The 23146-nt window shown below is 31.8% G+C and carries 18 protein-coding genes and 1 riboswitch; of the genes, 11 read left to right on the forward strand and 7 right to left on the reverse strand.

Annotation, left to right across the window (positions count from 1 at the left end; all coding sequences use genetic code 11):
- Positions 1-330: 330 nt before the first annotated feature.
- The 6 genes from BM072_RS09475 (at position 331) to BM072_RS09500 (ending at position 7975) form a co-directional block, all read left to right on the forward strand.
- Positions 331-774 (forward strand): cytochrome c oxidase assembly factor Coa1 family protein, encoded by a 444-nt coding sequence (locus BM072_RS09475; protein WP_092908430.1) that lies wholly within the window; start codon positions 331-333, stop codon positions 772-774.
- An 89-nt stretch (positions 775-863) separates the two neighbouring features.
- A riboswitch (cobalamin riboswitch) is annotated at positions 864-1051 on the forward strand.
- Positions 1052-1152: 101 nt separating this feature from the next.
- Positions 1153-3147: a TonB-dependent receptor gene (locus BM072_RS09480; protein ID WP_092908431.1), complete on the forward strand. Its 1995-nt coding sequence runs from the start codon at positions 1153-1155 to the stop codon at positions 3145-3147.
- Complete coding sequence (locus BM072_RS09485) at positions 3144-4280, forward strand: YncE family protein (protein ID WP_092908432.1); 1137 nt, start codon at positions 3144-3146, stop codon at positions 4278-4280. The genes BM072_RS09480 and BM072_RS09485 overlap by 4 nt, the downstream gene beginning before the upstream one ends.
- 9 nt (positions 4281-4289) lie before the next feature.
- The gene (locus tag BM072_RS09490; protein ID WP_092908433.1) at positions 4290-5423 is read left to right on the forward strand and encodes a PKD-like domain-containing protein; all 1134 of its coding nucleotides are present in this window, start codon (positions 4290-4292) and stop codon (positions 5421-5423) included.
- A gap of 19 nt (positions 5424-5442) precedes the next feature.
- Positions 5443-6300 carry a DUF4465 domain-containing protein gene (locus tag BM072_RS09495; RefSeq protein WP_092908434.1) on the forward strand — a complete coding sequence of 286 codons (858 nt, stop codon included), beginning with the start codon at positions 5443-5445 and terminating at the stop codon, positions 6298-6300.
- Between the two features lie 118 nt (positions 6301-6418).
- The gene (locus BM072_RS09500) at positions 6419-7975 is read left to right on the forward strand and encodes a T9SS type A sorting domain-containing protein (protein WP_245752115.1); all 1557 of its coding nucleotides are present in this window, start codon (positions 6419-6421) and stop codon (positions 7973-7975) included.
- Between the two features lie 55 nt (positions 7976-8030).
- Here BM072_RS09500 and BM072_RS09505 read toward each other — a convergent pair whose 3' ends face one another.
- The 4 genes from BM072_RS09505 to BM072_RS09520 all read right to left on the reverse strand — a co-directional run bounded on the left by BM072_RS09505 (position 8031) and on the right by BM072_RS09520 (position 13032).
- Positions 8031-8972 (reverse strand): hypothetical protein, encoded by a 942-nt coding sequence (locus tag BM072_RS09505; RefSeq protein ID WP_125113470.1) that lies wholly within the window; start codon positions 8970-8972, stop codon positions 8031-8033.
- Between the two features lie 79 nt (positions 8973-9051).
- Positions 9052-9381 carry a hypothetical protein gene (locus BM072_RS09510; RefSeq protein WP_092908437.1) on the reverse strand — a complete coding sequence of 110 codons (330 nt, stop codon included), beginning with the start codon at positions 9379-9381 and terminating at the stop codon, positions 9052-9054.
- Entirely contained in the window at positions 9368-9901 is a 534-nt protein-coding gene (locus BM072_RS09515; RefSeq protein WP_092908438.1) for a GNAT family N-acetyltransferase, read from the reverse strand. Before BM072_RS09515 ends, BM072_RS09510 begins: the two co-directional genes overlap by 14 nt.
- An 89-nt stretch (positions 9902-9990) precedes the next feature.
- A complete protein-coding gene (locus tag BM072_RS09520) occupies positions 9991-13032 on the reverse strand; it encodes a leucine--tRNA ligase (protein ID WP_092908439.1) in 3042 nt (1013 codons plus the stop codon).
- 113 nt (positions 13033-13145) lie between these two features.
- Here BM072_RS09520 and BM072_RS09525 point away from each other — a divergent pair, with 113 nt between their 5' ends.
- Positions 13146-13556: a hypothetical protein gene (locus tag BM072_RS09525; protein ID WP_092908440.1), complete on the forward strand. Its 411-nt coding sequence runs from the start codon at positions 13146-13148 to the stop codon at positions 13554-13556.
- Here BM072_RS09525 and BM072_RS09530 read toward each other — a convergent pair.
- The gene (locus BM072_RS09530; RefSeq protein ID WP_092908441.1) at positions 13553-14581 is read right to left on the reverse strand and encodes a sensor histidine kinase; all 1029 of its coding nucleotides are present in this window, start codon (positions 14579-14581) and stop codon (positions 13553-13555) included. The two genes, BM072_RS09525 and BM072_RS09530, sit on opposite strands and share 4 nt — an antisense overlap.
- 7 nt (positions 14582-14588) lie before the next feature.
- On the reverse strand, positions 14589-15269 hold the full coding sequence (locus BM072_RS09535; RefSeq protein ID WP_092908442.1) for a response regulator transcription factor: 681 nt from the start codon (positions 15267-15269) through the stop codon (positions 14589-14591).
- Between the two features lie 207 nt (positions 15270-15476).
- Here BM072_RS09535 and BM072_RS09540 point away from each other — a divergent pair, with 207 nt between their 5' ends.
- From BM072_RS09540 to BM072_RS09555, 4 genes are all read left to right on the forward strand, one after another.
- Positions 15477-18230, forward strand: a complete 2754-nt coding sequence (locus BM072_RS09540; protein WP_092908443.1) for a TonB-dependent receptor domain-containing protein — start codon at positions 15477-15479, stop codon at positions 18228-18230.
- 31 nt (positions 18231-18261) lie between these two features.
- Entirely contained in the window at positions 18262-19428 is a 1167-nt protein-coding gene (locus BM072_RS09545) for a hypothetical protein (RefSeq protein ID WP_092908444.1), read from the forward strand.
- A 197-nt stretch (positions 19429-19625) separates the two neighbouring features.
- A complete protein-coding gene (locus tag BM072_RS09550; protein WP_092908445.1) occupies positions 19626-19952 on the forward strand; it encodes an iron-sulfur cluster assembly protein in 327 nt (108 codons plus the stop codon).
- A 55-nt stretch (positions 19953-20007) separates the two neighbouring features.
- Positions 20008-20979, forward strand: coding sequence for an SPFH domain-containing protein (locus tag BM072_RS09555; protein WP_092908446.1), 972 nt, complete (start codon positions 20008-20010; stop codon positions 20977-20979).
- A gap of 73 nt (positions 20980-21052) precedes the next feature.
- On the opposite strand, the gene metG is transcribed toward BM072_RS09555, so the two are convergent.
- Positions 21053-23089 carry a methionine--tRNA ligase gene (gene metG, locus BM072_RS09560; protein WP_092908447.1) on the reverse strand — a complete coding sequence of 679 codons (2037 nt, stop codon included), beginning with the start codon at positions 23087-23089 and terminating at the stop codon, positions 21053-21055.
- Positions 23090-23146: the final 57 nt, after the last annotated feature.

Here is a 23146-nt window from a genome sequence, read left to right on the forward strand (position 1 = left end):
CTATTGCGGGAGAGTAGGTCGTCGCCAGTTTTTATAAAGAGTCTCAAGATTTATTTCTTGAGACTTTTTTTATGGAGTAAAGTCAAGGAAAAGAGTACTAAGACTTAAGATTTAAAGACTTATTACTTAGAACTCTAAACTTAACTTGTGCGTTCCTGAAACGAGTTCAGGATGACGGAGTAGATTCTTCGCTGCGCTCTGAATGACAGGTTGCTTTTCTTATAAACTTAGGACTTAAGTCTTATATCTTACTTCTAAATATTCATCACTCAAAACTAAATCTTCAAGTTATTCGTCTTTTTAATATATTAGCTTATAATCTAAATTAATATGCAAGAAACTGAATTTAATAATCAATTAATCCCAAAAGAAAATTGGTTTAAACGTAATTGGAAATGGGCTGTACCAATAGGTTGTTTATCTTTTATTGGTTTATTTATTGTCTTATTGATTGGTGGTGCGTTTTGGGGAATAAGTAAGGTTGTTAATGATAATGATGTTACAAGCCATGCAATAAGTATTATCAATCATAATCCAGAAGTTGAACAACAATTAGGAACTAATATAGAAACTGACGGTATTTTTAGTGGAAATATTGCTGTTTCTAATGATAAAGGTGTTGCAGATATTTCGGTACCAATAAAAGGATCTAAAGGAACTGGAAAAGCTTTGATCAAAGGAAAGAAAGAATTTGATAAGTGGAATTACGAAAATATTTCGGTTTATGTTGATGAAACGAAAGAATTAATCGAAATTCAAAAAATAAAAGAATAATATAAAGTTGACAATTCGTTAACTTTTTTTGTTTATAATAATCAGACTGTTAATTTATCAAAAGTGTAGAATATTAGAGATATATTAACTATTTTTGAAAAACATTTGGTGCGAACTTAACCGTTCCGTAACAGGGAATCAGGTGAAAATCCTGAACAGACCCGCTGCTGTAAGCTCCATATTTTTAGAAACTTGTTTATCCACTGTTCACATAGAATGGGAAGGATTTTCTAAAAAGGAGTAAGTCAGAAGACCTACCAAAATGATAATTTTTGAATGCTTTCGGGGACTAAAGCGTGAAGAACATATTTTTGGATAGGTGTAACTTGTCTAAATTTTACTTCATATACTCTCGTTAGCAACAGCTAATTAACGCTAATGAGAAATCTTTATACTTTAATTTGTTGTTGTTTAATATTACTTGGAAATAATTTTGCACATGCACAAATTGTTCAGGATAGTATTTTGCAGTTACAGCAAGTCGAAATTTTAACTACTAACGAAAAATCTATTATTCCGGTTCAGGAATTAAAAGGAGAGCAATTGCGTGCCTTAAATAGTCATTCTGTTGCCGATGCTGTGCGTTATTTTGCCGGTGTACAACTAAAAGATTATGGTGGAGTTGGTGGTTTAAAAACAATTGATGTTCGCGGAATGGGAACGCAACATGTAGGTGTTTTTTATGACGGAATACAATTAGGAAATGCGCAAAATGGAATTGTAGATTTAGGAAAATTTTCGTTGGATGATATGGAAATTATCAGTCTTTACAACGGTCAAAAAAGTAATATTTTTCAATCTGCAAAAGATTATGCGTCGGCGTCTGCCATTTATCTTCAAACCAAAAGACCTAGTTTTATAGGCGATAAAAAAACAAATATTACACTTCGATATAAGCTAGGATCTATACAATTAATCAATCCATCAACCCGAATTGAACAAAAAATAAATAATCGTTTGGCAGCAGTTTTAAGTGCAGAATATCTCAAAACAAACGGGAAGTATAAATTTAGATACCAGCGCAAAAATTTGGATGGTTCTACAGCTTATGACACCATATTAACGAGAAGAGATGGTCAAGTTGAAGCAAAACGCATCGAATTAGGATTGGTTGGAAAAGGATATTTTTCGAATTGGAATGTAAAAGGATATTTGTACGAATCTGACAGAGGAATTCCTGCCGCAATTGTTCGTGGTCGATTTGATGGACGAGGACAAACCTTGGTCGATAAAAACTATTTTGTACAAGGTCAGTATGAAAAACGATTTAAAAAATTTCAATCAAGGTTAAGCGCCAAATTTGCTTACGATTTTACTCATTTTACAGATACAGTTTCTACTGTTAAAACAGAAAATAAATATACACAACGCGAATTTTATGCGTCTTGGGCAAATATATATTCGATTAATAACAAATGGGATATTAGTGCTTCAACTGATTTTCAGTACAATAATTTAGATGCAGATTTAAAGAATTTCTCTTATCCACAACGCTTTACAAACCTTGTTGCATTTGCGTCCACTTATCGATTTGGAAGATTAAATGTACAAGGAAGTTTATTGGGAACTTTTGTGCAAGAAAAAGTGGAAATGAATACCAAATCGCCTGATAAAAATGTTTGGACGCCAAGTATTATTGCGAATTATCAACCATTTTCTTCCGTAGATTTTACTGTAAGAGCATTTTACAAGAATATATTTAGAATGCCAACTTTTAACGATTTGTATTATACCCAAGTTGGTTATGCGAATCTAAAACCAGAGTACTCTAAACAATACAATATTGGCTTTACGTATGCTAAATCGTCTTCTAATTTCTTCAAAAATTTTACGGCTCAAGTTGATGCGTATTATAATGAAGTGAAAGATAAAATTACAGCTGCGGAGTCGGGAAGTTTATTTCGATTTACGATGCTAAATATTGGTTTGACTAAAATGAAAGGTTTGGATGTTAAAATTCGTTCCACATTTCAGTTAGGCGAAGTCGAAATTTCTCCTTTGCTTAATTATAGTTTTTTAGAAGCGCTGGATTATTCTGATTCTAAAAAAAGTTACTACAAAAATCAAATTCCATTCACTGCGAAACACAGCGGATCTTTTGTGTTGAGCACAGCTTACAAAACATGGAATTTTAACTACAGCTTTATTTATGTTGGCGAACGCTACAATGTTCATCAAGATAATAACAAATATAATCGACTTAATCCTTGGTTTACAAATGATTTAGGAGTTCATAAAGAATTTAAAATCAATCAATATTCATTTAAAACTTCATTCGAATTAAATAATGTTTTGAATCAACAGTATGATATTGTCTCAAATTATCCAATGCCAGGTCGTCAATTCAAATTAATACTAAGCGTAAACTTATGAGAAATTTAAAAGTAATTACAAGCTGTTTTCTTGCTTTGATAACTTTATATAGCTGTCAACAAGATGTGTATGTGATAGACAAGGAAGAAGATGAAATTACAACGCCAGAAAAAACCGAAGTTGCAGGATTTTATTTACTGAACGAAGGTAATATGGGAAGTAATACGGCAACGATAGATTATATGGATTTTACAAAAGGTGTGTATAATCGTAATATATATGCAACTGCCAATCCTACTATGGTAAAGGAATTGGGCGATGTTGGGAACGATATAAAAGTATATGGGAATAAACTATATGCAGTAATTAATGTTTCTAATTTTATTGAAGTGATGGAGCTTAAAACGGCAAAACACATTGCAACTATTCCGTTAGAAAATGGACGATATATCAATTTTGCAAACGGAAAAGCTTATGCAACATCTTACGCAGGTCCAGTAACTATTGACCCAAAAGCGCCTTTAGGAAAAGTGGTAGAAATAGATACGTTGACGCTTAAAATTACACGAGAAGTTACGGTAGGTTATCAACCAGATGAATTAGAAATTGTTGATAATAATCTTTATGTTGCTAATTCAGGTGGATATCGTGTTCCGCAATATGATAAAACAGTTTCTGTAATTGATTTAAAAACATTTAAAGAAACCGAAAAAATTGATGTCGAAGTTAATTTACACCGTATTAAAAAAGACAGCGATGGTGATTTGTATGTAACTTCTAGAGGAGATTATTATTCGATTCCTTCAAATTTATATGTGATTGATTCGAAAACGCGTAAAATCAAGAAAAAGTTTAATTTACCCGTTTCTAATTTTACAATTGTAGACAATAAATTATATTATTACTCAAACGAATTTAACTACACAACGTTTGAGTACACCAAATCTTACGGAATTATTGACACCAAAACAGAAGAAATAATTAACACAAATTTGGTGAATGATCCTGTCATAAAAAACATCGAAACTCCTTACGGAATCGCTGTTAATCCAGTTACAAAAGACATTTATATTACAGATGTTGGAAATTATGTATCGATGGGTTACGTCTATTGTTTTGATAAAAATGGTGCATTTAAATGGAAGACCGCAACCGGAAATATTCCAGCACATTTTGCCTTTGTTTATAAATAAATCTTACACATGAAATACTCAAAAATTTTATTAACAGCATTGAGCATTGCTTTTTTACAAAGCTGTAGCGACGATGATACGCTTGTATCGACAGATGATGCAAAATTAAACAGTTCTTACGATGTAACTCGTCTTAAAGCTTTAACAGTAGAACCTACAATTTCTGGTTACGAAAACGCAACTTTTACATGGAAATTAGGAAATGAAGTTGTTGGAAACGAACAAACTTTAGGATTTGTTTCGGACAAAGCAGGTTCTTACGATTTGACTTTAGAAATTAAAAGTGCTTCAAAATCAGCCAATCTAAAAACAACGGTCAAAGTGCAACAAGAAACTTCGACGTATAGCAAATATATTGCGCAAGTTTTTGATTATTTACCTTCTGTAGGTCAGTTTACAAACAAATTGCCTTTGTATGAAGCTGGTGATACAAAAGCTGCAATGGTTACAAAAGCCGGAAAAGCGTTGATTGGAGAAAAATCAACTATGATTTCTTTAGGAGGTTACGGTGGTTATGTTGTTTTCGGATTTGATCATACAATTATCAATAAAACAGATCAGCGCGATTTTAAAGTTTTAGGAAATGGTTTTGCTGGATCTTCTGAACCTGGAATTATTATGGTTGCCTTTGACAAAAATAAAAATGGTGTGCCAGACGATAACGAATGGTACGAAATTGCAGGAAGCGAATATACAAATCCAAAAACAATCAAAAATTATTCGATTGAGTTCCAAAAACCAACTGTAGAAGATGTTGTTCCAAATCCTCAATATATAAAATGGACAGATAATCAAGGAAATTCTGGATACAAAACGAAAAATGTTTACCACAAACAGTCTTATTATCCATTGTGGTTTGGTGATAATCAGTTAAAATTTTCAGGTTCGCTTTTACCAAATAATTATACAGAAAATAATGGAATTTGGACAGGTAAACAATATGCGTACGGTTATGCCGATAATGGACAAAATAGTTCGGAAGATTCAAATATTGACATCGATTGGGCAGTTGATAAAAACGGAAACAAAGTAAAATTGATGGGAATTGATTTTATCAAAGTTTACACAGCAACCAATCAAGAAGCAGGTTGGTTAGGCGAAATTTCAACAGAAGTTACAGGCGCTTACGATTTACATTTATAAACATTATAAAAACTATCAAATGAATTTTAAATTCTCAAAGAAATTATTCGTTCAATTATTATTCATATCCTCATCAATTTTATTTTTATCCTCTTGTAATAATGATGACGATACAACCGAATTAGTTGATCAACTGAAATATGAAACACTTGATTTATCAAAATTTGATTTGTCAGACGGAACAGCAACTGCTGGAGGAAAAATTTGGTCTGGTACATATAAAGAAGACGCCGAATTAACATCAGGTATTTTCAAATTCAAACACACAGCTTGGCCAGAATATTATACATGGATGGGCTTCACGGTATCTAACAGTTCGGATAACTCTGACCAAATAGCAACTGGAGGTTGGTTAGATAACCAATGGGGAACAATGGCAAAAGGTGGTGCAGATGGTGTAGGAAAACCATTCTTAGTTTCTTTTGCAGATCATAAACCGGCAGAAAGCGTATTACAATTTGGTAAAGAAGTAAACGTAGACAGATTTTCTAGTGTAGTAGAAATTGTTGACGAAACATCAAAATACAAAGCTAAAAACGTAAAATTAGCAATTGCACCTTGGCCTTATTATGGTATTTTGAATGGAGACAGTTATGCAAGAAAATTTGAAAAAGGTGATTATTTTGCCGTTCATATCTACGGTGTTACAGCAGCTAAACAATTAACAACAGAAAAACCTGTCACTCATTACTTCGTAGACTTTAGAAACGGTGTTAACACTATTTCAACAAATTGGCAAGATGTTGATTTGTCTGCTTTAGGCGAAGTAAAATACTTGTTATTTTTCTTAGAAACGACTGATGTAGGACAATGGGGCGCGAATACGGCTTTATATTTTACAATGGATAAATTAAAAGTCGAAAAAATTACAAACTAATAATTTAAAAAACTTAACAAGGCTATTTTTTCTGATTTAGAAAAGTGGTGTGTTATTTATTTGTGTACAGTATTGTCTCTTTTTGAGGCAATACTTTTTAATGATTTTAAAAATAATTATGAAAAAAATTCTACTTTCAGTCGTATCACTTTTAACGATACAAACAGCTTTTGGACAGACAAAACAATATACAGATGGTTTTTTTATTGTGAACGAAGATTGGTTTGGTCATTCAAATGGATCAGTCAATTTCGTAAATAAAGACAATACGGTTGATTATAACATTTATAAAACAACAAATCCTACCGAAGAATTAGGTGTAACAACGCAATACGGAACAATTTATGGCGATAACTTTTATCTTATTTCTAAACAAGGAAATCGTTTGGTTGTTGCAGATGCTAAAACATTAGAGCAAAAAGCAACTTTCGGAACTATTGGTGGTGATGGAAGAACTTTTGTTGGTGTTGATGCAAAAAAAGGATACATCGGGACAAGTAAAGGAATTTATTTGTTTGATATCGAGAAGTTACAAATTGGCGCTTTGGTAGAGGGAACGGATAAAGTTGGACAAATTGCAGTCATGGTTCGTACGTCTAAATATGTTTTTGCGACATCACAAAATGGAGGAATTTTAGTTATCGATCCAATTAAAAATACAATCAAACAAGCTGTTGCAGGAAAATTTATTTCGCTAGTACAAACTAAAGATGGTAATATTTGGGGTGCATTAGATACGAAATTGGTAAAAATAGATCCCACAACTTTACAAACAACAGAAGTTAGTATACCAACGGCTAAAATTGCAAATACGTGGGGATTTTGGAATGCTGGTAGTTATTGCGCAGCCACACAATCTAACGATATTTACTTTGCTTCGGGAATTAATATCATAAAATTTGATGCAACAACAGAGAAGTTTGACGAAGCTTTTGCTAAAGTTCCTGGGCAAGATACAACGCCAAAGCAAACAATTTATGGGGCTGGTTTACGAATAGATCCTGCTTCGGATAATTTAATTTTAACAACAGTTGGTGCTGGTTGGGGTGCAAATTCTGAACAAAACTGGGCGCATACCATTACAAACAAAGGAGAATTAATTAATACAGTAAAACTTTCTGCATATTATTGGTTTCCTGCTTTACCTGTTTTTCAGGATAATGCAGCGCCAAAAATCACTGATTTAGAGGCGACTTATCACATCAATTCTGCTACAACAATTGATTTAAAAGATAAAGTTTCGGATACAGATAATCTTGCTTCAGCAATTGTAAAAGAATTAGAAATTATTGAAAATGATGATATCGCAGAAGTTTCGATTAATGAAAATGATGAATTAGTAATTAATCCATTAAAAAATGGAACAGCTAAAATTAAAGTTTCATTCAATTCAAACGGAAAAGTTGTGGAGCAATTAATGACGATTTCTACAGCTGTTTTAGGTACAAATGATTTGACTAAATCTGCGGTTAATATTTATCCAAATCCTGTGAACAATGTCTTATTTATAGAAGTAAAAGAAGCTGATAAAGCAGAAATTTATAACATTACAGGAACTAAAATTACAGAGAAAACACTACAAAAAGGAAAAAATCAATTAGAGGTTTCTAATTTACCAAAAGGTGTTTACATCATAAAAGTTAACAATTCTACTTTTAAAATTATTAAAAAGTAGTGTGTTATTTATTTGTGGAAAAAGGTTGAGCTTAGCTCAACCTTTTGTTTTTTTATTAATAATAAGTAATTGCACGTGACACAACAAATTTTAATCCATTGTCGGAAGTTACATTTGCTTTTGTCCAATTACCTTTCGTATCATAATTATACTCAACTTGATAAGTTGATAAGACACTTTGACCATTTTTGAAAGATTGTTTTTTGAAGTTTACAATTTCATTTTTCGAATTTAAATCCGCTTGATAATCTAACTTTTTATTGGCGTCAAAAACCTGAATTTTAGAAATATTTCCGTTTTCAAAAAAGCTTATTTTACTTGTATTTCCAACAACTTCTTCTCGAAAAACGGGTATTTTTCCATCATACATATAATATGATTTTCTTCCTTTTTTTCCGTCAAAAGAACTAGTTTCTTCTAAAACTAAAAACCCATTTTTATTGTAAGTCAAGTTGTTTTCAGAAATCGTAGAACCTTCAACTTTCGTTGTAATTTTATCTAATTTATTGGAGTAATTAAAAACAGTTTCATAGACAGATTTTGATGATTTTCCTTCAATCTTTTCATCTAATTTTATCAATCGATTTTGATTGTCGTAATCAAATGTTTTTTCCGAAGCAATTCGTTTAGGATCTTCACCATTGTTAATAACTGTATTCGTCTGTTTATCAATTAAATTTGAGTTATTGTAATTGTAATTAACATAGTTATAAACAGCTAGTTTTCCTCGATAATCCAAATAATTAGACCGTTTTGTAAGGTTTCCTTTGTTATTAAATTCTAATGCAACTTGATTAAAAAATTCGTTATCTAAAAAAGGTAAAGTGGTTGTATTTCCTTGCACATCTGTTGCGGTAGAAACAATTTTTTCAACCTTTCCTTTTAGATTAAAATCGTCTAAATTTGTTTTAATTTCATACTCATTTGTTGAGATTTTTTGCGCAAAACTCATTTGAAATGATAATGTACAAATTGCAGTTAGAAGTATATTTTTCATGTTTTTTTAAAATTGATAAGCGACTCTGAAGTTAAGGTTTAAATTTAAATTTGTATCAGAGCCATTTTGTTCATAAATATTATCTGTACAAAGAATGGTACATCCATCCCCAAGAAGCATTTTCAGCTTCTTGTAAATTTACACTATTTGAATAGTTTATGTTACGATGTTTTATTCCAATTCCTGCTTTTGGCATTAATGTAACTCCTTTAAATAACGTAAAAACTGGACTATAATTTATGTTTAAACCATATTTTTTTCGGTCATAATCGGCAAAATCATAGGTATAATAAATATTATGATTTTCATCCCAATTATTTTTTTTCGTTTCATAAAATTGATTATTTACGTAAATAATCAATTGAAGAAAAAATGAATCAGAAAATGAATCAGTTTTATTTAAATTCATACCAATAACAATCCAGATTCCACAAATCAAAATGAAATGTTTCTGTCACCTGAAAACCAACTTTTTCTAAAACTTTTCGCGAAGCTATATTGTCGATATGCGTAAGTGCATTTAGTTTTATCTCTTTCATGTTCTGATTATAAAAATCAATGCAAGCCTTTGCTGCTTCAGTCGCATAACCTTTTCCCCAAACTTCTTTTTTATAGCGATAACCAAAGTCTAAAAAATCGATTTTATTATTGATTTTATCTTTTTCTTCGATGTATTTAAAACCCGTCCAACCAATAAAATTACCAGATTCTTTTTCGATTACTGCAAGTCGACCATGCCCCAATTTTTCATATTGAATTACCAGATCTTCAATTATTTTTTTTGTTTGATCAATCGTTTTTATTGGTTCATTTTTTAAATAGATATGAACTTCTGGTTGAGAATCCATTTCAAAAAGACCATCTAAATCGTCCATAGAAATTGGTCGAATAATTAAACGCTCTGTTTCTAGAATTGGTAAATATTTCATGTGATAAGTTTAATTTAAAGATATAAATAATTTAAAATAAAAAAACGCCGAGCAATGCTCAGCGTTTTTAATTTATATTGATTTGAAAATTATCCTACAATATTGATGATTTTTCCTGGTACGATAATAATATTTTTAGGCGTTCTGTCTCCTAATTGTTTTATTGTACGTTCGTCGTTCATCACGATTTCTTGAATTTCATCTTTCGATAATGATAAAGGTAATTCTAATAAGAATTTCATTTTACCATTAAAAGAAACTGGATATTCTTTTGCGTCTGCAACCAACCATTTTTCTTCGAAAATTGGGAAATCAGCTTTTGCTACAGATGTTTCGTTACCTAATTTAGACCATAATTCTTCTGCAATATGTGGCGCATAAGGCGAAATAACAATTGCTAAAGGCTCTAAAATTGAACGTTTGTTCGATTTTAATTTTCCTAATTCGTTAACCGCAATCATAAATGTTGAAACCGATGTATTGAAAGAGAAATTGTTTACATCTTCGTCCACTTTTTTGATGGTTTGATGCAACACTTTCATTTCTTCTTTTGTTGGTTCGTCATCTGATACAAAAAATGTTTCTTCTGAACCTGAATGAAATAATCTCCAGAATTTTTTCAAGAACGAATAAACGCCAGATAAACCTTGTGTATTCCACGGTTTTGTTTGTTCTAATGGACCTAAAAACATTTCGTACAAACGCAAAGAATCTGCTCCATATTCGTCACAAATTGTATCAGGAGAAATAACATTGAATTTAGATTTCGACATTTTTTCTACTTCACGACCTGTGATGTATTTTCCGTCTTCTAAAATAAATTCTGCATTCGTATAATCTTCTCTCCAAGCTCTAAATTGGTCTGTATCTAATTCATCACCACCATCTTTTAACATGTTAACGTCTACGTGGATTTTTTGAATTGTAAAATCAGGTTCTTGTCCCTTGTAAATGTCAGGCTGTATTTTTTCTATTTTCTTTAAAATATCGTAATGATACTGATTCCAAATTAAATCTTTGTCATTAATAATTGTACCCCAAGAGTCATCATATTTATCAAGTTTTGCTTGAGTATTTTTATAATAATTAAAAGGGATGAACAATGGGTTTTTTAATTCTAAAATGTATAATTTATCATCTATTTCATATTTTGGTACTACTTTATAAGCAAACGCGCTCATTCCAAGAATCATTCCTTGGTTGATTAATTTTTTTGCATATTCATCTGTCGGAACTAATCCTTTATCGAATAAGAATTTTTGCCAAAAACGAGAGTACAATAAGTGACCAGTTGCATGCTCTGATCCACCCATGTATAAATCTACATTTTCCCAATAATTAACCGCATCTTGAGAAACAAATTCGTTCTCATTTTTTGCGTCCATATAACGTAACCAATACCAAGAAGAACCCGCCCAACCTGGCATAGTGTTCAATTCGATAGCAAAAATTGTTTTATTATCGATTAAAGTATTGTCTACAACTTGGTTTGTTGTTGTATCAAAAGCCCATTGTGTAGCGCGACCCAAAGGTGGCTCACCTTCTTTGGTTGGTAAATATTCGTCAACTTCTGGTAAGATGATTGGCAAAGCTTCTGTAGGGATTGTATAAGGCATTCCTTCTTTAAAATAAACCGGAACAGGTTCTCCCCAATAACGTTGGCGAGAGAAAACAGCTTCGCGTAAACGGAAGTTTGTTTTACCTTTTCCAAAATCATTTTCTTCTAAAGTTTCAATTGCTTTTTGTACGGCTTCTTTATAATCTAAACCATTTAAGAAATCAGAAGCTTGTAATTCGAATCCGCCTTTTTCTCCAAAAGCAGCTTCAGAAATATCTTGTCCTTTAAAAATATTAATAATTGGTAAATTGAAGTGATTTGCAAAAGCAAAATCACGCTCGTCACCAGCAGGAACAGCCATTACAGCTCCGGTTCCGTAAGATGCTAAAACGTAATCGCCAATCCAAATCGGAACTTGTTTTCCTGTAAATGGATGTATTGCGTAAGCACCTGTAAATTCTCCTGTAATGTTTTTTGCATCAGCCAAACGATCACGTTCCGAACGTTTTGAAGTATAATCTACATACGCATCAACTTTCGCTTTATTTTCTGCTGTTGTAATTTGAGAAACCAAAGGATGCTCTGGTGCCAAAGTAACATAAGAAACGCCGAAAACTGTATCAGGACGCGTTGTAAAAACTTCTATTTTATCGTTATGACCATTAATTCCAAAGAAAATTGACGCACCTTGAGATTTTCCAATCCAATTGCGTTGCGATTCTTTGATAGGGTCTGGCCAATCTAAACCATCTAAACCAGTTAATAAACGGTCTGCATAAGCCGTGATACGCATCATCCATTGTGTCATTTTTTTACGCACAACTGGAAATCCACCACGTTCTGATAAGCCGTTAATTACTTCGTCATTTGCTAAAACTGTTCCTAAATCTGGACACCAGTTTACTTCTGCTTCAGCTAAAAATGTTAAACGATATTTTAATAAAATTGCTTGTTGTTCTTGTTCTGTGTAAGCGTTCCATTGCTCAGCTGTAAAGATTTCGATGTCTTCGTCTGCAATTGCATTTATAGTTGAATTTCCTTCTGTAGAAAATGTTTCGACTAATTTAGAAATTGGTTCTGCTTTATCCGAATTAACATCATAATATGAATCAAATAATTGATTAAAAATCCATTGCGTCCATTTATAATAATCAGGATTTGATGTGCGAATTTCACGATCCCAATCGTAACCTAAACCAATTTTTTTCATTTGGTTTTCGTACCCTGCGATAATATTTCCTTGTTTATCTACACCACCTTCAATATTTACTTTTGTCGTAATTGCAGGATGTTGCCCCGTTTGTATCGCATATTGCTCTGCAGGCAAACCAAAAGAATCGTATCCCATTGGATGTAAGACATTAAAACCTTTCAGTTTTTTGTATCTCGAATAGATATCAGACGCAATGTATCCAAGTGGATGACCTACGTGCAAGCCGGCACCAGAAGGGTAAGGGAACATATCTAATACATAAAATTTGGGTTTATCTGATTTATTATCAGCTTTGAACGTCTTGTCTTCGAACCAAAATTTTTGCCATTTTGCTTCGATTTCATTCGGATTATATTGCATTACTGAAGATTATATTAAAATTAAATTATACGCAAATTTACATTTTTTACTTATCTTTTAAGGAAGATTGTCGATATTTGTACGTTAATACTCAACACCTAAACCAAACCATTATGAAAAAAGAATTGATATTTTATTATATCGGTGTAGTCGTATTTTTTGTTGCCCTGATTTTTTCTGTAAGACATATCATTAATACAACACGAATTTTTGTGAGTTACGAAGATGGCTTTAATCCTATTCATATAAAATGGAATATGGATGATAAAGATTCTACGTTACGTGTAAAAGACCCGCTTTATTTGAAGAAAGATTATTATTTGATTAATTATAAAGACCAATCTTTTATAAAAAATGATACCGTTTTGTATGCAGATTTATTAAGCGATTCTTTAAACAACAAAGGATGTGTGCTGAATATTAAACCGCCATATTATATTTGGAAAGAGCAAAATAATGATACATTAAAGGTTTTTAAACACAGTATAACATTAAAATTTACTAAGAAAAAAGAGGTCTACTAAGCTTTTTGTAAATAGAAAGAAAAAGTAGATCCTTTTCCTACTTTGCTGTTTACATATATTTTTTGATTGTGTGCACCTAAAATATGTTTTACAATTGCTAAACCTAGTCCAGAACCACCATTGTTACGATTTCTAGATTTATCTACACGATAAAAACGCTCAAAAATACGATCCAAATCATCTTGTTTTATTCCAACACCTTGGTCTTTTATTAGGACTTGAATTTTATCATCAAAATCATCAAAATCAATTTTAACTTCGGTATCTGGATTTGAATAATTGATTGCATTTACAATTAAATTAATCAACACTTGTTGTATTTTCTGAATATCACCAACTACTTTTATTGGCTGATTTATAGGATAATTTAGCGTTAATCTGATGTTATTTTTTTCTGCTTTTATTTCCAATAAATCAATTACATCTTGCACAAGTGCAGTTAAATTAAAGGTTGTAAACTCGATATTAATTCGTCCACGTTCTAACTCCGAAATCATGTCCAAATCTTTTACCAAATAAATCAATCTATCCACCGATTTATTGATTCGGTTTAAGTATTTATCACGGATAGATTCGTCATCCATTCCGCCTTCAATCAAAGTTAATAAATAACCTTGCACCGAAAATAAAGGTGTTTTTAGTTCGTGCGAAATATTTCCTAAAAAATCGCGGCGATAATTTTCGCGTTCATTTAAATGATCAATTTCTTTGGATTGATCTTCTGTAATGGTTGATATTTTTTGAGAAAGTTCTTCGAAATCGATGTGATTTGTCTGAAAATGTGGAATGTTTTTCGAGATTTCGGTAAAATCTCGACGGCGTTGATTTTTTAAGAAAAACCAATAAAATGCAGTTAATACACAAAGTAAAAACGCCATTAAACTGATAAAAAAATAGTTTTCTCGCAGAATAAAATCAATATTCCCGAACCATAAATAAGAAAACAAAACAAATCCTATAGCTAAAATAAATGTGCTTAATAAAGCATATAGAAATATGTTTTGTACTTTGAAATTTGAAGCCATTTAGCTTTTAATCATTGATTTTATATCCAATTCCTTTGATTGTTGAGAAACGATCGTTCCCAAATTTTTCGCGTAGTTTGCGCATGTGTACGTCAATTGTACGTCCGCCAACAACAACTTCGCTTCCCCAAACTTTTTCAAGAATTTCTTCTCTTTTGAAAACGCGTTCTGGATTTGAAGCTAAAAGCGCGATTAATTCAAACTCTTTTCTAGGTAATAAAAACTCAGTTCCCTGAAAAGTTACTTTGTAAGTTTCGCGGTTAATATCAAAATTATTTAATTGAATGTGTTCTTCTTTTGGCGCTTCATTTGGTTGTTTTAGCTTTAGAAGTGCGTTTAATTTGCTAATTAAAACTTTTGGTTTAATTGGTTTTAAAATATAATCATTTGCACCAGCGTCGTAACCTGCTAATTGAGAAAAATCTTCGGCACGAGCAGAAAGAAAAACGACTAATGTATCTTTAAAAGAATCTAATTTTCTTAGTTCCGCACACATTTCCATTCCGTCCATTTGTGGCATCATGACATCTAATAAGATTAAATCTGGTCGAAAAATTTTAGCTTGTTTTAAACCTTCCATTCCGTTTTGCGCAGTTTCTACGTCAAAACCTTCTTTTTTTAAGTTGTAGCCAATAAATTCTAAAATATCTGGCTCGTCGTCAACTAATAAAATTTTAATGTTCTTCATAATTGTTTGTAAATGACTAAAAAAATAATCGATGTAAAATTAAGCTTAAATCTTAGTGTAAATCAACCAATGCGATTTCTTAACATTCATTTAAAATTACGGCAATTTGATAACAATTAAGTAACAAAACCTTTACAATTTCTAAAAATGTTTTTGATTCGTTATCAACAACTTTGCAAACAACAAACACGAAGATAACAACACAAAATGAAACGCAATTTAACTTTACTTTTATTATTAGGCTCGGCTGCATTGTTTGCACAAACTAATATTAAGTTAGAAGGAACTCTATTTGATCAAAAATCAAATCAACCAATTTCTGGAAAAAATTTCACGATTGAAGGTTTAAATATTCAAGCAAAAACGGATGAGAAAGGTCATTATGAAGTTTCTGTTCCGGATGATGTTTATCAAATAGAATTGAAAGTTGATGGTTATCAAATTATCACAAAAAGTTTAACTGATACTGATGCGGTTAATTTATATCTGCAACCAGAAGATTTTAAAGATGGTAAAATTGATTTATCAACTGCTGTTGTAACGGCAACAAAAAGTAAATCGTCTGAAGCAAATTTGTTGAACTTACAGAAAAAATCAATCAAAATTGTAGAAAGTATAGGTTCTGCAGAATTAGAAAGAAAAGGTGTGAGTGATGCGGCATCTGCTGTTGCAAAAATGGCTGGTGTGACTAAACAAGAAGGTTCTGGAGATGTTTTTGTACGCGGTTTAGGAGATCGTTATAATTATACATCTTTAAACGGTTTACCACTTCCGTCAGAAAATCCGAGTAATAAAAATATCAAATTAGAATTATTTCCGACAGATATCATTGAATATATTTCGTTAAGCAAAACATTTAACGTTAGAATGATGGCTGATTTTGGAGGTGCAAATATTGATATTGCCTCTAAATTATACGAAGGAAAAGGTTTTTTTGAAATTGGTACAGGTTTGAATCTTAATTCGAATGCGATTTCTGAGAAAGATTTTAAATTACAAGATGGTCCAAATTGGTTTGGATTTCAAAATACAAAAATTCCGGCAAATGCAACAAATGGCTATTTTTTCAAAAATAGTTTCAATCCACAAACAAAATCTGCTGTTGCAGGAGGTTTTAATGTAAAAGGTGGAAAAAGTTACAAGTTTGATAATGGCTCAAAATTTGGCTTTTTTGCATCAGCTTCTTTCGATAATTCAGCACAAAGTATAGAAAACGGAATTGCACGAACTGTAGATGCAGAAGGTAAAAACTTGAAAGGTTTTAATGATTATACAAAAAATAGCTATTCTACAAACACAACAGGTATGGTTAATTTGTATTATGATTTTAATGCAAATAACAAGTTAAGAGCTAACAGTATTTTTATAAATAATACAACCCAAAGTTTACAAGAATACAAAGGATTTATTAGAGATTTAGCCGAAGATGACAATGGTTTTATTCGTAGAGCAACATACGAAAAGAATCAAGTTTTTGTCAACCAATTGTTAGGAGATCACAAATTAAATAGTCGTTCGGAGTTTCATTGGGGATTATCATATAACGCAGTAAATCAAGATATGCCAGATCGTTTGCAAAATACAATGCGTCTAAACAAACAATCAGGTCAATATACTTTAGCTTCTCAAGATGCGTCATTAAGTAACCGTTATTTTCAAAAATTAAATGAAAATGAAATTTCTGCAAATTTAGAATACAACTTTACTTTGGGCGGAGATTTAAAAGATTATAAAGCAAAAATTTCTGTTGGATATCAAGCTCGTCACAAAGAAAGAGATTTTGAGGCAAATCAATTTAACTTAAAATTGACTCAAAGCGGAATTGTTGTTGATCCAAATAATTTAGACGCGATTTTTAACCAATCAAATTTTGGATATGATAAGTTGTATACGATAGAAACATTTGATATGGATGGTAAAGGCGGTTATCGTTCGCAAACTTATACTGGACAAAAAGATATACAAGTTGGTTTTGTAGAAATTGAATATAATTTTACAGATCGTTTAACAGCACTTTTAGGGGTTCGTGCAGAATATCTTAAACAAAGTATTGATTGGTACACTGCTTTATCAAAAGGAAAAAACTCTTTTGACCAATTTGAACTTTTACCAAGTTTAGCTTTACGTTATAAATTAACAGACAAACAAAACTTACGTTTTGCAACGTCAAAAACATATACTTTACCTCAGTTTAAAGAAACAGCAATGTTTGTTTACGAAGATGTTACAGAGACATTTAGAGGAAATCCAATGTTATATCCATCTACAAATTACAATGCAGATATTAAGTGGGAATGGTTTCCTAAAAATGGAGAAGTAGTTTCGTTTGGTGGTTTTGGAAAATACATTCAAGATCCAATCAATACAACAACTATTGCATCATCTTCTAACGATATTTCTTATGTAAATTCAGGAGATTGGGGATATGCAGTTGGTGCAGAATTAGAAGTTCGTAAAGCGATTTATGACAACAAAACATCTAATCCAGAGCAAATAACAGTTGGTTTAAATGCGGCTTATATGTATTCTAATCAAGAGTTAAACAATGATAAAGTTTATGAAGAAACATTGTTTAATGGACAACGTATTAATACAAATTTCACAAACAAAGAAGATGCATTTACAGGAGCATCAGACTTAATAACGAATGCAGACATTTCATATTCTAAAAAATGGGAGCAAGGCGGTAGTTTAATGGCTACGGTTGCTTACAACTATTTCTCGGACAGAATTTATGCATTGGGAACAGAAACAAGAGGAAATCAAGTAGACAAAGGTTTTAGTACGTTAGATTTTATTCTTCGTTCTAGATTAAATAAAAATATAGGAATCAATTTTTCTGCTAAAAACCTTTTAAATCCAACAATAGATCGTGTTCAAGAAAACTCAAACGGAGATGCAATTACACTTAGCTACAAAAAAGGATTAAACTTTAATTTATCTGTAAACTATCAATTTTAAAAACATACAAACACAATAAAACATTTCAATTATGAAAAAATCAATTTCAAGATTATTCTTAGTAGGTGCAATTTCATCTTTAGCTTTAGTAAGCTGTAATAATGACGATGATAATAAAGGAGGAGATACAAATCCTTCTGGGTTTGTTGCAAATCCACAAGATTTTAAAGGAGAATTAAAAAGCGGAGATAAAGTAACATTAGACGCTTCTAAAGTATATTATTTAACAGGAAGTTTACAAGTTGACGAAGGTGCAGTTTTAACTATTCCTGCAGGAACACAAATTATCGCAAACGGTGGTACATCTTCTTATATTGCTGTAGCACAAGGAGGTCAAATTTTTGCAAACGGTACTGCTGACAAACCAGTCGTATTTAGTTCTGATAAAAAAACACCAGGATCTTGGGGAGGTGTAGTTTTATGTGGTAAAGCACCAATTAACAAAGCAAAATCTGCAACAGCAGAGGTTTCTCAATTAACTTATGGTGGTGATGTTTCAAATGATAATTCAGGAACAATTACTTATACACGTATTGAGTATGCTGGAGCAATTTATAACAGCGAAAAAGAATTTAATGGACTTTCATTATTCGGAGTTGGTAGCGGTACTAAAATAGAATATGTACAATTATATGCAGGTTCTGACGATGGTATTGAGTTTTTTGGAGGAACAGTAAATACAAAATACATTGTTTCGAATGAAAACGAAGATGATCAATTTGACTGGACTGAAGGTTGGAATGGTACAAACGAATTTTGGTACGGTAAAGAAGGTCGCAGCAAAGGAAACAGAGGTATAGAAGCAGATAATAATTCATCAAACAATTTATTAACGCCAATATCTAATCCAACAATCAAAAATGCAACATTAATTGGTTTAGGATCAACTTATGTTGGAGAAGGAGAAAACCAAGCACTTAAATTACGCGTAGGTACAAAAGGTAAATTTGAGAATTTTGTATTAGCTAATTGGGCAAAAGGTATTGATATAGAGCATGACGCAACTTTAAGCTGGATTCCGACAGATTTATTTCTTAAAAATGTACAATTTATCAATGTTGGTGTAGAGGCAACAGGTAAAACATCGGGAGGTGCAGTAGCAGACGTTACAAAAGCATATTCTAAAGCAAATAATACAGGTGCAGGTTCTGGTGTAGATACGCCAACTTGGGCAAAAGGATGGACAGTAGGTTTATAATACTGTAATATATAATGATAAAACTTTTCTAATAAAAAAGTTCTTCGTGTTTGTAAAATCGCTTTTTCGGGCTCTCCGACAAAGCGATTTTCTTTTCCTATAAATTTTTAATTTTAAATCATTAAAAATAGTTATTTAGAAAAATTCCACCTAACACAAACTATTCGTACATTTGTAAATAATTAGAGTTGATAACAATGGCATTAACAGAACAACAAATAGACTCGATAGGAGAAAGATTAGTAGAGAAATTTAAATCTGTCTACGATCCAGAGATTCCTGTTGATATTTACGAATTAGGCTTAATATATGATGCTGAGGTTAATGAAGACGGAGAAGTTAAAGTAACCATGTCACTTACATCTCCAAACTGTCCAGTTGCCGAAACACTTCCAAGAGAAGTAGAACAACGCGTAGAAGAAATAGAATATGTAACAAAATGTTACGTAGAAATTACTTTTGAACCGCCTTGGGAAAAAGATATGATGAGCGAAGAAGCAAAATTTGAATTAGGAATGTTATAGTAACATTCCTAATTTTTTTTATATCTTAACTCAATAAATTAAAAAACATCAACTTATGCAATATTTTGGTATAGCTATTTTTGTAGGTATAATTATTCTTTTTTTGTTATTTTTTACTGTAAAACAACAAACCGCAATTGTGTTAGAACGATTTGGTAAATTTCATAGTGTTCGTACGCCAGGTTTACAATTCAAAATTCCGATTGTAGACAAAATTGCAGGAAAAGTATCCTTAAAAATTCAACAATTAGATGTTGTTGTCGAAACTAAAACAAAAGATGATGTTTTTGTTCGATTAAAAATATCTGTTCAATATCAAGTGATAAAAGATCAAGTTTACGATGCATTTTATAAACTAGATAATCCTTATACACAGATTACGTCGTATGTATTTGATGTTGTTCGTGCTGAGGTTCCGAAACTTCGTTTAGACGATGTTTTCGAGAAAAAAGACGATATCGCAATTGCTGTAAAAGGCGAGTTGCAAGAAGCTATGAATACGTATGGTTATGATATTATCAAAACTTTAGTAACCGATATTGATCCTGATGAGCAAGTAAAACACGCCATGAACCGTATTAATGCTGCCGAACGCGAAAAAATTGCCGCACAATATGAAGGTGACGCTGCACGAATTTTAATCGTAGAAAAAGCCAGAGCCGAAGCAGAATCAAAACGTTTGCAAGGACAAGGTATTGCAGATCAACGCCGCGAAATTGCAAAAGGTTTATTAGAATCTGTAGATGTTTTGAACGGTGCAGGAATTACATCGCAAGAAGCTTCTGCTTTGATTGTTGTAACGCAACATTATGATACATTACAAGCAATTGGAGAAAAATCAGGAAGCAAATTAGTGCTTTTACCAAATTCGCCAACACAAGCTTCAGAAATGTTAAACACAATGGTTACATCATTTACAGCGGCTCATGAATTGAATGAACACCAAATAAAGAAAGAAGATTCTACGGATTCTAAACGAAATAATCCAAACAAAGACGATTCGTTTACGTTTCCAACAAATCCTTAAGATAATTTACAATAAAAAAAACCACTTCATTACGAAGTGGTTTTTTTGTATAATAATATTTTTATGTATCTAATTATCCAACTTGTACACCGTTTGGTGTTTCGTCTTCAGGATTAACAAACGTTAATTTACCGTCCGCTTTATCAGCAAATAATAACATTCCATTAGATTCTATTCCACGAATTTTACGAGGCGCTAAATTTGCTAAAACCATTGCTTGTTTACCAACAATTTCTTCTAACGTAAAATGCTCTGCAATACCAGAAACAATTGTACGAACATCCATTCCGGTATCAACTTTTAATTCGAATAATTTATCTGCTTTCTCTACTTTTTTCGCTTCTAAAATTGTTCCGATACGAATATCCATTTTCTGAAAATCATCAAAAGAAATTAATTCTTTTTGAGGCTCTGCATTTGGGTTTGTCATATTATTTTTGACTTTACTTTCTTGTAATTTATTGATTTGTGCTTCGATTGCTTCATCTTCAATCTTTGCAAAAATTAATTCTGATTCTCCTAATTGATGTCCTGTTGCAATATATTCATCAGTCGATTCTAATTCGTCCCAATTCAATTGCTCAAGATTCATCATTTTTAGCATTTTAGCCGATGAAAATGGAATAAATGGTTCTCCAAATTGTGCTAAAGCTGCTGCAATTTGAGTTGCCGTATACATAATTCCTTTTACAACTTCTGGGTCATCTCCTTTTTTCCAAGGCTCTTGTGCTTGTAAAAATTGATTTCCTAAACGTGCTAAATTCATATATTCTGTTAATGCTGCACGAAATTCATATTTTTCGATATGTGCTGCAATGCGCTGTCCAAAATATTTGATTAAAGTAACTTCTTCAAATTCCACTGTTTTTTCAGGAACAATTCCTTCGTAATATTTGTGAGAAAGTACCATTACACGGTTAATAAAGTTTCCTAAAATACCTACTAATTCTGAGTTATTTTTGGTTTGAAAATCTTTCCATGTAAAATTATTGTCTTTATTTTCGGGCATATTTGCCGTCAAAACATAACGTAAAGTATCTTGTTGATTTGGAAAATCTACTAAATATTCGTGCGCCCAAACAGCCCAATTTCTAGAAGTTGAAATTTTATCATCTTCTAAATTTAAAAACTCGTTTGCAGGTACATTATCTGGCATAATATAATCGCCGTGCGCTTTCATCATTACAGGAAAAATGATACAATGGAAAACGATATTATCTTTTCCGATGAAATGAACTAATTTCGTTTCTTCGTTTTGCCAATAATCTTTCCAGTTTTTCCCATTTTGCTCTGCCCATTCTTGTGTAAATGAGATATAACCAATAGGCGCATCAAACCAAACATACATTACTTTTCCTTCCGCTCCTTCTACAGGAACTGGAATTCCCCAGTTTAAATCACGCGTCATTGCACGAGGTTTTAAACCATCGTCTAACCATGATTTTACTTGACCATAAACACTCGATTTCCAATCATTTTTATGACCATCTAAAATCCATTCTTTTAAAAACGAATCGTATTGATCTAGAGGTAAATACCAGTTTTTTGTCTCTTTTCGTATTGGCGTATTTCCGCTTAATGCAGAACGAGGATTTATTAATTCTTCTGGGCTTAAAGTAGTTCCACATTTTTCGCATTGATCGCCATAAGCATCAGGATTTCCACATTTAGGACATTCTCCTCTAATGTATCTATCTGCTAAAAATTCGTGTGCTTCTTCATCATAATATTGCTCGGTTACATCTTCTGTAAACTTCCCATTATCGTATAATGTTTTGAAAAAATCTTGCGAAACTTCTTTGTGTTTTGTAGATGTTGTACGAGAATAAATATCAAATGTAACACCGAAATTTTCTAATGTTGTTTTGATATTTTCGTGGTAACGATCTACGATATCTTGTGGTGTAACACCTTCATTTTTAGCACGAATTGTAATTGGAATACCATGCTCATCAGAACCTCCAATAAAGGCTACATCTTTTCCTTTTCTTCTTAAAAAACGCGCGTAAATATCAGACGGTACATAAACCCCAGCCATATGACCAATATGAATTGGTCCATTTGCATAAGGTAAAGCCGCTGTAACAGTATATCTTTTTGGTTGACACATTTGCTTAAAATCTATATGGTTACAAAGATAGGTAATGTTAAGTAAAAGTGGAATTTA

The organism is Algoriella xinjiangensis, from assembly GCF_900115015.1.
In the GTDB taxonomy this organism is placed as follows: domain Bacteria; phylum Bacteroidota; class Bacteroidia; order Flavobacteriales; family Weeksellaceae; genus Empedobacter; species Empedobacter xinjiangensis.

Excerpts from the sequence above, each read along its gene's own strand:
- BM072_RS09490 (WP_092908433.1), top strand. The coding sequence starts at position 4,290 with ATGAAATACTCAAAAATTTTATTAACAGCATTGAGCATTGCTTTTTTA.
- BM072_RS09555 (WP_092908446.1), top strand. The coding sequence starts at position 20,008 with ATGCAATATTTTGGTATAGCTATTTTTGTAGGTATAATTATTCTTTTT.
- BM072_RS09520 (WP_092908439.1), bottom strand. The coding sequence starts at position 13,032 with ATGCAATATAATCCGAATGAAATCGAAGCAAAATGGCAAAAATTTTGG.
- BM072_RS09495 (WP_092908434.1), top strand. The coding sequence starts at position 5,443 with ATGAATTTTAAATTCTCAAAGAAATTATTCGTTCAATTATTATTCATA.
- BM072_RS09485 (WP_092908432.1), top strand. The coding sequence starts at position 3,144 with ATGAGAAATTTAAAAGTAATTACAAGCTGTTTTCTTGCTTTGATAACT.
- BM072_RS09500 (WP_245752115.1), top strand. The coding sequence starts at position 6,419 with ATGAAAAAAATTCTACTTTCAGTCGTATCACTTTTAACGATACAAACA.
- BM072_RS09540 (WP_092908443.1), top strand. The coding sequence starts at position 15,477 with ATGAAACGCAATTTAACTTTACTTTTATTATTAGGCTCGGCTGCATTG.
- BM072_RS09535 (WP_092908442.1), bottom strand. The coding sequence starts at position 15,269 with ATGAAGAACATTAAAATTTTATTAGTTGACGACGAGCCAGATATTTTA.
- metG (WP_092908447.1), bottom strand. The coding sequence starts at position 23,089 with ATGTGTCAACCAAAAAGATATACTGTTACAGCGGCTTTACCTTATGCA.
- BM072_RS09550 (WP_092908445.1), top strand. The coding sequence starts at position 19,626 with ATGGCATTAACAGAACAACAAATAGACTCGATAGGAGAAAGATTAGTA.
- BM072_RS09530 (WP_092908441.1), bottom strand. The coding sequence starts at position 14,581 with ATGGCTTCAAATTTCAAAGTACAAAACATATTTCTATATGCTTTATTA.
- BM072_RS09510 (WP_092908437.1), bottom strand. The coding sequence starts at position 9,381 with ATGAATTTAAATAAAACTGATTCATTTTCTGATTCATTTTTTCTTCAA.
- BM072_RS09515 (WP_092908438.1), bottom strand. The coding sequence starts at position 9,901 with ATGAAATATTTACCAATTCTAGAAACAGAGCGTTTAATTATTCGACCA.
- BM072_RS09525 (WP_092908440.1), top strand. The coding sequence starts at position 13,146 with ATGAAAAAAGAATTGATATTTTATTATATCGGTGTAGTCGTATTTTTT.
- BM072_RS09480 (WP_092908431.1), top strand. The coding sequence starts at position 1,153 with ATGAGAAATCTTTATACTTTAATTTGTTGTTGTTTAATATTACTTGGA.
- BM072_RS09505 (WP_125113470.1), bottom strand. The coding sequence starts at position 8,972 with ATGAAAAATATACTTCTAACTGCAATTTGTACATTATCATTTCAAATG.
- BM072_RS09475 (WP_092908430.1), top strand. The coding sequence starts at position 331 with ATGCAAGAAACTGAATTTAATAATCAATTAATCCCAAAAGAAAATTGG.
- BM072_RS09545 (WP_092908444.1), top strand. The coding sequence starts at position 18,262 with ATGAAAAAATCAATTTCAAGATTATTCTTAGTAGGTGCAATTTCATCT.